The sequence below is a fragment of the Labrys sp. Lb11 genome, from assembly GCF_057554225.1.
Window position 1 is genome coordinate 456,225 of sequence record NZ_BAAJOT010000004.1, and the last position, 12,887, is coordinate 469,111.

Consider the following 12,887-nt stretch of genomic DNA (forward strand, 5'->3'; position numbering starts at 1 on the left):
GGCGCTGCCGGCGAAAGGGCGGAGGCCCGCATCCCTCCCATGCGCACGACTGCCGAAGCGCCCCCGGAGGATGCGCTCGACGGCCGGGTATCGAGCCGGCGGCGCCGCGGCGAAGGTGCCGGCCCGCCGTCAGCCGGGCTTCTCGTCCTCCAGGACGATGGCGGTGGTGAGATCGGCGACGTAAGGCATCGAGGCGATTTCGTCGCGCACGGCGTTGAGGGCCCTGGTGGTCTCGGTCTTGAGCTCGACGATGAGGTCGATCTCGCCGCTGATCGAAAAGCAGCGCTTCACCGCCGGATTGGCGGCGATGCGGCCGACCGTGTCGCGGGCCGGCGTCTTGGCCAGGCGGACGATCAGGAAGGCATGGAGAAGGTCGCCGTCCTCGTCGATGCCGGCTTCGGCCTTGTAGCCGCGGATGGTGCCGTCCGCCTCCATGCGCGAGATGCGCTCGCGCACCGAGCTGCGCGCCAGGCCGACCGCGCCGGCGATGGTCTTGATCGGCAGGCGGGCATTGGCCCGCAGCAGCTTGAGGATCTGTCTGTTGGTCTCGTCCATGGACATTCAGCGCGACGGGCGTCTTCCGGCAGTGGCGGACGAGGCGCCAAAACGGCGGAGGAACCGCCATCCTGCGCGGTGCGGCCGCCGCCCATCAATGTCAGACTGCGCGGCAACCGACAATTGGGAATAGCGCGTTGACCGGCATCGACCATCCTGCCCCGGCCTTTTCCGCCGAGGCGGCCCGTACCATCGTCCGCGACCTCTTCGGCCTCGAGGGAACGCTTGATCCGCTGCCGAGCGAGCGCGACCAGAATTTTCACATCGTCGCCGGGGATGGCCGGCAGTTCACCTTCAAGATCGTCAACGCGGCCGAGCCGCCGGCGGCGGTCGAGTTCCAGACGGCGATGCTCCGCCACGTCGAGGCCTGCGATCCCGGCCTGCCGCTGCCGCGCCTGGTGCGCCTCAGGGACGGCTCCGACCTCGGCTTCGTCGAGGGGGCGGGCGGGGAGCGCCACGCGGTGCGTCTGGTGACCTATCTCGCCGGCACGCCGCTGGCCGCCGCCGAGGCCGGCGCCCGGACCTTCCGCGATCTCGGCCGCGTGCTCGGCAGGCTCGACCGCGCCCTGGCGAGCTTCGGCCACGCCGGCGCCCACCGCGACTTCGAGTGGGATATCCGCGCCACGCCGCGGTCGCGCGAGCGCCTGCGTTTCATCGCCGATCCGGAGCGCCGGGCACTGGTCGAGCGGGTGCTCGACGCCTATGACGGCCGCGTCGCGCCGGCCCTGGGGCGGCTGCCGGCAAGCGTCATCCACAACGACGCCAATGACTGGAACGTGCTGGTCGAGGGGCCGGACGGGGCCATCGCCGGGCTGATCGATTTCGGCGATGCCGTGCATTCGCCGCGGATCGCCGAGCTTGCCGTGGCCTGCGCCTATGCCATGCTGGACAAGCCCGCACCCCTTGCGACGGCGGCCGAGATCGTCGCCGGCTATCACGCCGGGATGCCGCTGGAGGACGAGGAGTTCGCGCTGCTGCCGGACCTGATCGCCGCCCGCCTCGCCATCAGCGTCTCCATCTCCGCCTCGCGCCATGCCAAGGCGGCGGACAATCCCTATCTCCTGGTCAGCGAGAAGCCGGCCTGGGACCTCCTGCGCAGGCTCGCCGGGCTCGACCGCCATATCGCGACCGGCATCCTGCGGCAGGCCTGCGGGCTGGAGGCGGCCCCCGGCGCCCGACGCGTGCGCGACTGGCTGGCCGCGAACCGCCGGCGCCTCGCGCCGATGATGCAGCCGCACCCGGCCCGGCAGGCGAAGTTCGTCCTCGATCTCGGCGACCCCGAGGCGGCCTTGCCCAAGGCCAGCGCGGCGCAGGACCATGCCGCCGCCGGGCGGGCCTATGCCGAGCTGCAGCGCCTCCACGGCTTCTCCCTCGGCCTCGGCCCCTGGGGCGAGATCCGCAGCGTCTACACCGCGCCCTTCTTCCGCTCGGTGCTGGTCGAGGGCGACCGCCGCGACATGCATCTCGGCCTCGATGTCTTCGCGCCCGCCGGGACCGCGCTCTTCACGCCGCTGGCGGCGACGGTGGTGGCGGCGACCGTCAATCCCGAGCCGCAGGACTATGGCGGCTTGATCCTGCTGGAGCACGAGCCCGAGCCGGGGCTGCGCTTCCGCACGCTCTGGGGCCATCTCGACCATGCCTCGGTCGCGGCCCGGACGGTCGGCGAGCGCCTGCCGGCCGGCGCGCTGGTGGCGCGGCTCGGCGACTACGCCGAGAACGGCGGCTGGGTGCCGCATCTGCACCTCCAGCTCGTGCTGCCGGCCTACGAGGATGCCGCCGGCATCATCGGCGTCGGCGAGGCGGTCTTCGCCGAGGTCTGGGCCGACCTCTTCCCGAGGCCCTACGGCTTTGCCGGCCTGCCGCCCGAGACCTTCGACCGGCAGGGGCGGGACAAGGAGGCGGCGCTGGCCGAGCGGCGCCGGCGCCTAGGGCCGAACCTGTCGATCTCCTACCGCACGCCGCTGAAGATGGTGCGCGGCGAAGACGTCTGGCTGATCGACGACGGCGGCCGGGCCTATCTCGACTGCTACAACAATGTCGCGCATGTCGGGCACTGCCATCCGCGGGTGGTGGAGGCGATCAGCCGGCAGGCGGCCCGCCTCAACACCAACACGCGCTATCTGCACGACACCATTCTCGACTACACGCAGAGGCTGGCGCAGACGCTGCCGCCGGCGCTCGATACCTTCTTCCTCGTCTGCAGCGGCAGCGAGGCGAACGAGCTCGCCCTGCGGATGGCCCGCACCTGCACCGGGCGGCGCGACATGCTGGTGCTCGACTGGGCCTATCACGGCACCAGCCAGGGCCTGATCGACATCAGCCCCTACAAGTACAAGCGCAAGGGCGGCAGCGGGCGGCCGGAGCACACCCACGAACTGCCGGTGCCGGAGACCTACCGCGCCCCCGCCGACTGGCCGGCCGGGGAAATCGGCCCGCGCCATGCCGCGCAGGCGCGGCGGATCATCGCCGATCTCGCCGCCGCCGGCCGGCCGCCGGCCGCCTTCATCGCCGAGACCATTCCGAGCGTCGCCGGCCAGGTCTTCCTGCCGCCGGCCTATCTCGCCCAGGTCCACGAGGCGGTACGGGCCGCGGGCGGCCTGTGCATCGCCGACGAGGTGCAGGTCGGCTTCGGCCGTGTCGGCAACGCGATGTGGGCGTTCGAGGAGCACGGCGTGGTGCCGGACATCGTCACGATGGGCAAGCCGATCGGCAACGGCCATCCCATGGCGGTGGTGGCGGTGCGCCGCGAGATCGCCGAACGCTTCGCCAACGGCATGGAATATTTCAACACCTTCGGCGGCAACCCGGTGTCCTGCGCCGCTGGCCTCGCCGTCCTCGACGTGCTGGAACAGGAGGGCCTGCTCGCCAACGCCGCCGAGCAGGGCGCCTACCTCATGCAGGGGCTGGGCCGGCTAATGCAGCGCCACGAGGCGATCGGCGACGTGCGTGGCCGCGGCCTGTTCCTCGGCATCGAGCTGGTCGAGGACCGTATCGGCAAGGTCCATGCCGGCAAGCCGGCAGGCGCCATCGTCAACCGCGCCCGGGAGCTCGGCGTCCTGGCGGGCACCGACGGACCCCACGACAATGTCATCAAGCTGCGCCCGCCCATGACCTTCCGGCGCGAGCACGCCGACATCCTCCTCGACGTCCTCGGCCAGGCCGTGGACGAGGTGCTGGGATAGGCGGGGAACGGGGCCGGTCCGCACGGCTCGACCGGGGCGGGGGACGGACGGAGGACGGGAACTTCAGGGCGACGATGCTGGGCCGGGCGTCAGGAAGACCCGGGGCGTCGGCGCCTTCGCAAGACCGGGGCCGCACCGCGGCCCGGATCGACCAGAGGAGGAACGACCATGAAGACAGTCTGGATGGCGGGGGTCGCGCTGGCCGCCGGCCTCATGTGGGGCGCCGCCGCGCAGGCGCAGGTGAAGGTCGGGGTCGGCGGCCCGATCACCGGTCCCAACGCCGCCTTCGGCGCCACCCTGCAGCAGGGCACCCAGCAGGCCATCGACGACATCAACGCCAAGGGCGGCGTCCTCGGCCAGAAGCTCGTGCTCGAGGTCGGTGACGATGTCTCCGATCCCAAGCAGGGCGTGTCGGTCGCCAACAAGTTCGTCGGCGACGGCGTCACCCTGGTGGTGGGCCACTTCAACTCGGGCGTCACCATCCCGGCCTCCGAGGTCTACGCGGAGAACGGCATCCTGTTCGTCACCCCGGCGGCGACCAACCCGAAGGTGACCGAGCGCGGCCTGTGGAACGCCTTCCGCACCTGCGGCCGCGACGACCAGCAGGGCAAGCTGTGGGCCGACTATGCGCTCGAGCATCTCAAGGACAAGAAGATCGCCATCGTCCACGACAAGACCACCTACGGCCAGGGCCTGGCGGATGCCGCCAAGGGCTTCCTCAACGCCGGCGGCGTCAAGGAAGTGCTGTATGACGGCGTCAACACCGGCGAGAAGGACTATTCGGCGCTGGTCTCGAAGATCAAGGCGTCGGGCGCCGACATCATGATGTGGGGCGGCCTGCACACCGAGGCCGGCCTGATCATCCGCCAGATGCGCGACCAGGGCCTCAAGACGGTGATGATGTCCGGCGACGGCATCACCACCAACGAGTTCGTCACCATCGGCGGCGACGGCGTCATCGGCACGCTGATGTCCTTCGGCCCCGATCCGCGCACCAGCCCGGCTGCTGCCGAGGTGGTCGCCCGGTTCAAGGCCAGGAATTTCGAGCCTCAGGGCTATACGCTCTACGCCTATGCCGCCGTGCAGATCATGGCGCAGGCTGCCGAGGAGGCAAAGTCGCTCGACACCAAGAAGATGGCCGAGGTGATGCACTCGGGCAAGGTGTTCAAGACCGTGCTCGGCGACATCTCCTACGATAAGAAGGGTGACCGCACGACCGTCGACTACGTGATGTACACGTGGAAGAGGGGCCCCGACGGCAACATCACCTTCTTCCAGAACTGAGCGGCAGCCTCGCCCGGGAGATCTCCCGGGCAAGGCTGCCCGGAGCCCGACCCGCCATCCTTCGAGTCGGGCTCCCTTATGCGCCTTCCCGGCAGCATCGCGCGTCCGCCGTCAGTCGACGACCTGGACGATGCGGCGGGTGCCCGGATCGACCAGGACGATCTGGTCGTTCACGACGGTGTAGCGATACCGGGTGACGCCGTACTCCTGGGGGACCTCGTAATAGGTGACGCCCTGGGGCGGGAGCACGGCGCCCACCACCACTTCCCGGTCATAGGCGAAGGACGGCCGGTGCTCGGCGATGACGTACTGGCGGAAGCGCGGCCTGAAATCGAGGCCGAGCAGGCCGTTGACGCCGCCTGTCACCGCGCCGACCGCGCCGCCGACGACACCGCCGATCGGTCCGGCCGCATCGCCGCCCTGCTCGGCGCCTTGCCTTGCGCCGTCGACGATGCCTTGAGCATGAGCTCCTACGGGAACAAGCAACGCCACGATCAAGGCGTATTTCGCAATGGTATTCGCCATGCCGATAGCTCCTTGATTAGGGTGAATTTGTGCTCGCGATGAGCTCGCCGAGCCTGAAGATCCAATCGCGTTCGGCAGCAATTGTTCCGAGATCGCGAAATGAACGCAGTGGCGTGAAGGTGGTCCGTATAGAGATCATGCGGCCGCCGTCGTGATCGGTCGCTGGCACCGGAGGCAGCACGATCGATGTCCGGTCCCGGGGTGTCCTCGCGTTCGCCGGGCACGAGCGTCGGGCGGTTGCGCCGGCCGTCCGCTCCGACACTTGTCCGACGCGCCCGGGCTCCGTCACGTAAACGATTGGAATGCCATCATATTGCCGGCGGCATGTGATCTGGTCGGGGAGCCGTGCACGCCGATCGACCGCCGGCCATCAAGAAATGACCTGCTGCCCCGGCGAGCCGACGACCCGGAGGAACGCGTCATGCCCACTGCAACCGACTCCATGGTGCGGGGGAAGGGCGGCATCGGCCTGCTCGACCGCGAGCGCATCATCGCCAAACCCGGCTTCAACCGTTGGCTCGTGCCGCCGGCGGCCCTCTGCATCCATCTGTGCATCGGCATGGCCTATGGCTTCAGCGTGTTCTGGCTGCCGTTGTCGCACGCCATCGGCATCGACCAGCCCCGGACCTGCCCGGACCCGACCCTGGCGGCGGCGCTGGTCACCACTGCCTGCGACTGGCGCGTGGCCGATCTGGGCTGGATCTACACGCTGTTCTTCGTGCTGCTCGGCTCTTCGGCGGCGATCTGGGGCGGCTGGCTGGAGCGGGCCGGTCCGCGCAAGGCCGGCGTGGTCGCGGCCCTGTGCTGGTGCGGCGGCATCGTCATCGCCACGATCGGGGTCATGCTGCACCAGCTCTGGCTGATGTGGCTCGGCGCCGGAGTCATCGGCGGCATCGGCCTCGGGCTCGGCTACATCTCGCCGGTCTCGACGCTGATCAAATGGTTCCCGGACCGGCGCGGCATGGCCACCGGCATGGCGATCATGGGCTTCGGCGGCGGCGCCATGATCGGCGCCCCCCTGGCCGACCTCCTGATGAACCGCTTCAAGAGCCCCCAGTCCGTCGGCGTCTGGCAGACCTTCCTGGTGATGGCGGCCATATACCTCGTCTTCATGCTGGCCGGAGCCTTCGGCTACCGCCTGCCGCCGGCCGGCTGGCGCCCGGAAGGCTGGACCGCGCCGGCCCGGCAGACCGGCATGATCACCGCCCGCAACGTCCATCTGCGCGACGCGCACCGCACGCCGCAGTTCTGGCTGATCTGGGCGGTGCTCTGCCTCAACGTCTCGGCCGGCATCGGCGTCATCGGCATGGCCTCGCCGATGCTGCAGGAGATTTTCGGCGGCCGGCTGATCGGCCGGCCGGATCTCGCCTTCACCCAGCTCGACGCCTCGCAGAAGGCGGCCATCGCCACCATCGCCGCCGGCTTCGCCGGCCTGCTCTCGCTGTTCAACATCGGCGGGCGCTTCTTCTGGGCCTCGCTCTCCGACAGGATCGGCCGCAAGAACACCTACTACACCTTCTTCATCCTCGGCATCGCGCTCTATGCGCTCGCCCCGACCGCGGCACACAGCGGCAGCCAGGTGCTGTTCGTCGCCATCCTGTGCGTCATCCTGTCGATGTACGGCGGCGGCTTTGCCACCGTCCCCGCCTACCTCGCCGATATCTTCGGCACCCAGTTCGTCGGCGCCATCCATGGCCGGCTGCTGACGGCGTGGGCGACGGCCGGCATCATCGGACCGGTCGTGGTCAACTATATCCGCGAGTTCCAGATCGCCGCCGGCATCCCGCGCGACCAAGTCTACGACTTCACCCTGTATATCCTCGCCGGCATGCTGGCGCTCGGCCTCCTGGCCAATCTCATGGTACGGCCGCTGGCCGACAGATGGTTCATGCCGGACGAGGAAGTCGCGGCCCTCCAGGCGAGGACCGCGCTGCAGGCGGGCCAGGGCGGCTCCTTCGGCATCGGCCGCGGCGGCCTCGACGCCAGGACGGCGCTGGCCTGGGCCGCCGTCGGCATCCCTATCCTCTGGGGCGTCTGGGTGACGCTGACGCAGACGGCGGCTCTGTTCCGCTGAAGCGTCTTGCGATCTGACGGAAGCGCGTCAAGTCGCAAGGACGCCTCGAAACGAGGGGGGGAGCAAAGCGCCAAGACGCGCTTTGCTCTGGCCGCCGCCCGCGCATGCCGGATCCAAGGCCGAGCCGTCAAAGCGCCTCGCCTGCCCGCCGGCGGATCCCGAGATCGGAATCACTCCGCTCTTGCACATCGGCTGGACATGGCGTGTTCTGGCGATGGTATGATGGGATGGCGGCCGGCCAAACGCGTGCCGCCGGCCAAAGCAAGGAGAGTGCCATGCCCGTATCGCTGGACGCAGCTGCCGAGGTCTTCCGCGAAGCGATGCGGGACACGGTCAAGCGCTACTCGCTCTGGTATCTGATCGAGGGCGTGCTGCTCGTGGTGACCGGCGTCCTGGCGATCCTCTACCCCGCCATCTCCTCGGTCGCGGTCGTCGTCACGCTCGGCTGGCTGTTGATCCTCAGCGGCGTGCTCCAGGGCGTCGCCCTGATCGGCGCCCGCCACGTGCCGCATTTCTGGCTGCAGCTGATCTCCGTCATCCTCGCCATGCTGATCGGCGTGCTGTTCCTGCGCGATCCCGGGCAGGGGCTGGTGACCATCGCCCTGCTGCTGGTGGTCTTCTGCATGATCGAGGGGATCTCGAAGGTGGTCTTCTCGCTGACCATCCGTCCCTTCCCCAACTGGGGCTGGGTGCTGGCCAGCGGACTGATCGGGATCCTGCTCTCGCTCGTGCTGCTCGCCAACCTGCCCGTGACGGCGGTCTGGCTGATCGGGCTGCTGCTCGGCGTCCAGCTGATTTCCACCGGCGCCGCGATCGCCTACCTCGCCTGGCAGGTGCGCCGGAGCTGACCATGTCGCGGGACAGGCGGAGCGAAGCCCGTGTCCGCATCAACTACACCGTCTGGCTCGACCTCGACGACGAGCCCGACCTGGTGCCGTGCACGCTGCTCGACATCTCCGCCGGCGGTGCGCGGCTGAAGCAGCCCGACCGGCCGGTGCCGGATTGCTTCACCATCCGCCTCTCGGCGACGGCCGGAGCCTACCGCTTCTGCCTCGTGACCTGGCGCTCGGCCGGCCAGATCGGCGTGCAGTTCATGGACCAGCTGAAGGCGGGCTTGCGCTGACGCCCGGCCGCCGGGCCGGGCGCCGCGAGACGGACGGCCTCAGCCGTCGACGTCGAACTTGACGCCCTGCGCCAGCGGCAGGGTGCGGCCGTAGTTGATGGCGCTGGTCTGGCGCCGCATATAGGCCTTCCAGGCGTCGGAGCCGCTTTCGCGGCCGCCGCCGGTCTCCTTCTCGCCGCCGAAGGCCCCGCCGATCTCGGCGCCGGACGGGCCCATGTTGACGTTGGCGATGCCGCAGTCGGAGCCCGTCGCCGACAGGAAGCTCTCGACCTCGCGCATGTCGGTGGCGAACACCGAGGAGGACAGGCCCTGCGGCACGCCGTTCTGCAGGGCGATGGCCTCCTCGAACGTGCTGTAGCGCAGGACATAGAGGATCGGCGCGAAGGTCTCGTCGATCACCGGCCCGGTCTGGGCCGGCATCTCCACCAGCGCCGGGCGGACGTAATAGGCCTCGGGCGCCTCGGCCGCGCGCTCGCGCCCGCCGCCATGCACGGTGCCGCCGGCAGCCTTCGCCGTCTCCAGCGCCTTCTGCATGCCCTCATAGGCCGCCTTGTCGATCAGCGGCCCGATCAGGGCGTCGGAGGTGACCGGGTTGCCGACGCCGATCGCGCCGTAGACCTTCTTCAGCTTCGGCACGAGCGTGTCGTAGACGCTGTCGTGCACGATCAGGCGGCGCAGCGTGGTGCAGCGCTGACCGGCCGTCCCCATGGCGGCGAAGGCGATGGCGCGCAGGGCGATGTCGAGGTCGGCCGAGGGCGTGACGATCGAGGCGTTGTTGCCGCCGAGCTCCAGGATCGAGCGGCCGAAGCGCCGCGCCACCCGCTCGGCGACCTTGCGGCCCATGGCGGTGGAGCCGGTGGCCGAGACCACGGGCACGCGCCGGTCGTCGACCAGCGCCTCGCCGATCTCGCGTCCGCCGATCAGCAGCGTCAGCAGGCCGTCCGGCACGCCGCCATGGCGGCGGGCGGCGCGCTTGAGCAGCGCCTCGGTCGCCAGCGCGGTCAGGGGCGTCTTCTCCGAGGGCTTCCACACCACCGAGTCGCCGCAGACGAAGGCCAGGGCCGCGTTCCACGACCACACCGCCACGGGGAAGTTGAAGGCCGAGATCACGCCGACCACGCCGGCCGGGTGCCACTGCTCCATCATGCGGTGGTCGGCCCGCTCGGTGGCGATGGTCAGGCCGTAGATCTGGCGCGACAGGCCGGTGGCGAAGTCGCAGATGTCGATCATCTCCTGAACTTCGCCCAGGCCCTCGGAGACGATCTTGCCGACTTCCAGCGTCACCAGCCGGCCGAGTTCGGTCTTTGCGGCGCGCAGTTCCTCGCCGAGCAGGCGCACGAGTTCGCCGCGCTGCGGCGCCGGCACCTTGCGCCAGGCCTGGAAGGCGGCCTCCGCCTTGCCGATGGCGGCGGCGACATCCGCCGACGCGGTCTCCCGGACCTCGGCGATGACCTCGCCGGTGAGCGGCGTGCGCACCGTGCGCGTCCCGCCGGTGTAGGCGGCCTTGTCGACGCCGAGCCCGCTCAGGACCGCCGCGACCTCCGCGGCCGCGCCGGCCCCGGCTGCAGTCTTCGACATTTCGTTCATGGCTGGCTTCTCCCTGCATGCGCCGTGCTGGTGGGGCTTTTACGCGCGGCGGCGCTCGGGAGGAAGGGGCAAAGCGTGCCGTTGGGGGGGCGGGGCGTCACGAGCGCGGCGAATGTGCGGGGCAGGCGGGGGACGGCCGTCAAAAAAGAGGAGAGGGGGCTCGCGCCTCCGTCGGCCACCGGTCGCGCTCGCCTCCTTCTCCGCGCGGGCGCTGCGCCAGGATCTGCTCACGCGAAGTTCATCGGATCGATGTCGATGTCGAGCTGGAGCTGGGCGCGCAGCTTCGGGCCGGCGGCGAGCCAGCCGCGGATATAGTCCTGCAACGCCAGCTCGCGCGGAGCCTGCAGCAGGATGCGGAAGCGATGGCGGCCGCGCAGCACGGCGATCGGCGCTTCCGCCGGGCCGAGCACGCGGATGGCCGGCTCGTGCGGGGCGGCCTTGACCAGGGCGCGTGCGAAGGCCTCGGCCGGGGCGCGCTCGACGTCGGAGACGGTCAGCGCCGCCATGCGGCCGAAGGGCGGCAGGCCGGCGGCGGCGCGCGTGGCGATCTCGCGCTCGTAGAACGCCGCCCTGTCGCCCTGGATCAGGGCCTGCATCACCGGATGGTTGGGATCGTAGGTCTGCAGCAGCGCCTTGCCCGGCTTGTCGCCGCGGCCGGCCCGGCCCGTCACCTGGCCGAGCAGCTGGAAGGTGCGCTCGGCGGCCCGGGGGTCGCCGGTGCCGAGGCCGAGATCGGCGTCGAGCACGCCGACCAGGGTCAAGTGCGGAAAATTGTGGCCCTTGGCGACGAGCTGGGTGCCGATGACGAGGTCGGCCTCGCCCTTGGCCACCACCTCCAGCTCCTGCTTCAGCCGCTCGGCGCCGCCCAGCAGGTCGCTCGACAGGATCACCGTGTGCACGTCGGGGAACAGCCCGGCGACCTCTTCGGCGATGCGCTCGACGCCGGGGCCGCAGGCGGTCAGGCTGTCCTCCGCCCGGCAGGTCGGGCAGGCGCGCGGCACCGGCTCGGCATGGCCGCAATGATGGCACATCAGCGCCTTGCGGAAGCGGTGCTCGACCAGCCAGGCCGTGCAGTTCGGGCACTGGAAGCGATGGCCGCACTGGCGGCACAGCGTCAGCGGCGCATAGCCGCGGCGATTGAGGAACAGCAGCGCCTGCTCGCCGCGGCCGATCGTCCGGCGCACCTCGGCGGCGAGGCGGGGCGCGATGAAGCGGCCGCGTTCCGGGCCTTCGAGGCGCATGTCGACCGCGCCGATCTCCGGCAGGGCCCGGCCGCCGAAGCGCTCGGGCAGGACGACATGGGCGTAGCGGCCGCGGTCGGCGTTGACCCGGCTCTCCAGCGAGGGGGTCGCCGAGGCCAGCACCACCGGGGCGTCGATGAGCCGGGCGCGCACCACCGCCATGTCGCGGGCATGGTAGCGCGGCCCCTCGTCCTGCTTGTAGGCGCTGTCGTGCTCCTCGTCGACGATCAGCAGCTTCAGGTCGGCGAAGGGCAGGAACAGGGCCGAGCGCGCCCCCGCCACCACCGCCGCCTCGCCCTTGGCGATGGCGTGCCAGAGCCGCGCCCGCTTGTTGGCGGCGATGCCCGAATGCCATTCCGCCGGCCTGACGCCGAAGCGCGCGGCGAACCGGTCGAGGAACTGGTTGGTGAGCGCGATCTCCGGCAGCATGATCAGGGCCTGTCCGCCTTGGCGCACCGCCTCCGCCACCGCCTCGAAATAGACCTCGGTCTTGCCCGAGCCGGTGACGCCTTCCAGCAGTGTCGCCGAGAAGCGCCGCGCCGCCACCGCCTGCTGCAGCGCCGTCGCCGCCTGGCGCTGGGCCGGGCTGAGCTCGGCGGCGGCAAAGCCCGGGTCAGGCGGCGGCGCGACCGGCGCCGGCGGCAGGGCGATCGGCACCACCGTGCCGCAGTCGACCAGGGCGTCGATCACGCCGGCCGAGACGCCGGCGGCCGCGACCAGGGCGCGCTTCTCATGGGCGAAGCCGTCGGCGAGCACGGCCAGCACCCGGGCGCGCGCCGCCGTCATGCGCTCGGGTTCCGGGCCGGCGCGACGATAGGCGATGCGCGGGCGCTCCTCCGGCGGATCGGGCGTGCGCAGCGCCATGCGCATCACCATGCCGCGCGGCACCAGCGTCCAGTTCGCCACCCAGTCGACGAAGCGGCGCATGTCGGCGCGCAGCGGCGGCGCCTCGAGGCGCTCCTCGACATAGCGCAGCCGGTTGGAGTTGGCGGGCAGGCCGCCGTCGCCTTCCCAGACCACGCCCGCGGTCTCGCGTCCGGCCAGCGCCACGCGGACCACGTCGCCGGGCAGGAGCTCGAGGCCGAAGGGCACGCGATAGGTATAGGTGCGCTCCAGCGCCACCGGCAGCAACACTTCGACGGTTTCGCCCGGACGCGCCATCATGCCTCCCTTGCTCCGGCAGGTCGGGGATGGGCTTGAGTCTGTCAAGTATGAAGGGGCGGTCTCGCGCTGATGGAGCGCAGTCGGGGGGGCGGACAGGATACCGAAGCGGAGGGGATTGACCGTGCTGTCCTCACGATCCAGTGTTCAGTCTG

9 protein-coding genes are annotated in these 12,887 nt (G+C 70.7%); 5 read left to right on the plus strand and 4 right to left on the minus strand.

The annotated features are described in order from the left end of the window. Window positions 1-129: 129 nt before the first annotated feature. The gene (locus tag AC27L4_RS16715; protein ID WP_487143360.1) at window positions 130-555 is read right to left on the minus strand and encodes an Lrp/AsnC family transcriptional regulator; all 426 of its coding nucleotides are present in this window, start codon (window positions 553-555) and stop codon (window positions 130-132) included. Window positions 556-692: 137 nt separating this feature from the next. On the opposite strand from AC27L4_RS16715, the gene AC27L4_RS16720 reads away from it, so the two are divergent. Together AC27L4_RS16720 and AC27L4_RS16725 are read left to right on the plus strand one after the other, a co-directional pair. Beyond that, entirely contained in the window at window positions 693-3,737 is a 3,045-nt protein-coding gene (locus AC27L4_RS16720; protein ID WP_487143361.1) for an aminotransferase class III-fold pyridoxal phosphate-dependent enzyme, read from the plus strand. Window positions 3,738-3,905: 168 nt separating this feature from the next. Next, on the plus strand, window positions 3,906-5,021 hold the full coding sequence (locus AC27L4_RS16725; protein ID WP_487143362.1) for a branched-chain amino acid ABC transporter substrate-binding protein: 1,116 nt from the start codon (window positions 3,906-3,908) through the stop codon (window positions 5,019-5,021). 111 nt (window positions 5,022-5,132) lie between these two features. On the opposite strand, the gene AC27L4_RS16730 is transcribed toward AC27L4_RS16725, so the two are convergent. Then, the gene (locus AC27L4_RS16730) at window positions 5,133-5,546 is read right to left on the minus strand and encodes a DUF1236 domain-containing protein (protein ID WP_487143363.1); all 414 of its coding nucleotides are present in this window, start codon (window positions 5,544-5,546) and stop codon (window positions 5,133-5,135) included. Between the two features lie 421 nt (window positions 5,547-5,967). Between AC27L4_RS16730 and AC27L4_RS16735 the strand changes: the two genes are divergently transcribed. The 3 genes from AC27L4_RS16735 to AC27L4_RS16745 all read left to right on the plus strand — a co-directional run bounded on the left by AC27L4_RS16735 (window position 5,968) and on the right by AC27L4_RS16745 (window position 8,743). Further along, window positions 5,968-7,620 (plus strand): OFA family MFS transporter, encoded by a 1,653-nt coding sequence (locus tag AC27L4_RS16735; RefSeq protein WP_487143364.1) that lies wholly within the window; start codon window positions 5,968-5,970, stop codon window positions 7,618-7,620. Between the two features lie 275 nt (window positions 7,621-7,895). Beyond that, on the plus strand, window positions 7,896-8,468 hold the full coding sequence (locus tag AC27L4_RS16740) for an HdeD family acid-resistance protein (protein WP_487143365.1): 573 nt from the start codon (window positions 7,896-7,898) through the stop codon (window positions 8,466-8,468). A 2-nt stretch (window positions 8,469-8,470) separates the two neighbouring features. After that, a complete protein-coding gene (locus tag AC27L4_RS16745; RefSeq protein ID WP_487143366.1) occupies window positions 8,471-8,743 on the plus strand; it encodes a PilZ domain-containing protein in 273 nt (90 codons plus the stop codon). Between the two features lie 39 nt (window positions 8,744-8,782). Here the strand turns inward: AC27L4_RS16745 and amaB are convergent, their stop codons facing one another. Together amaB and AC27L4_RS16755 are read right to left on the minus strand one after the other, a co-directional pair. Continuing rightward, a complete protein-coding gene (gene amaB / locus AC27L4_RS16750; RefSeq protein ID WP_487143824.1) occupies window positions 8,783-10,321 on the minus strand; it encodes an L-piperidine-6-carboxylate dehydrogenase in 1,539 nt (512 codons plus the stop codon). A 236-nt stretch (window positions 10,322-10,557) separates the two neighbouring features. Further along, window positions 10,558-12,735, minus strand: coding sequence for a primosomal protein N' (locus AC27L4_RS16755; protein ID WP_487143367.1), 2,178 nt, complete (start codon window positions 12,733-12,735; stop codon window positions 10,558-10,560). Between the last annotated feature and the right edge of the window lie 152 nt (window positions 12,736-12,887).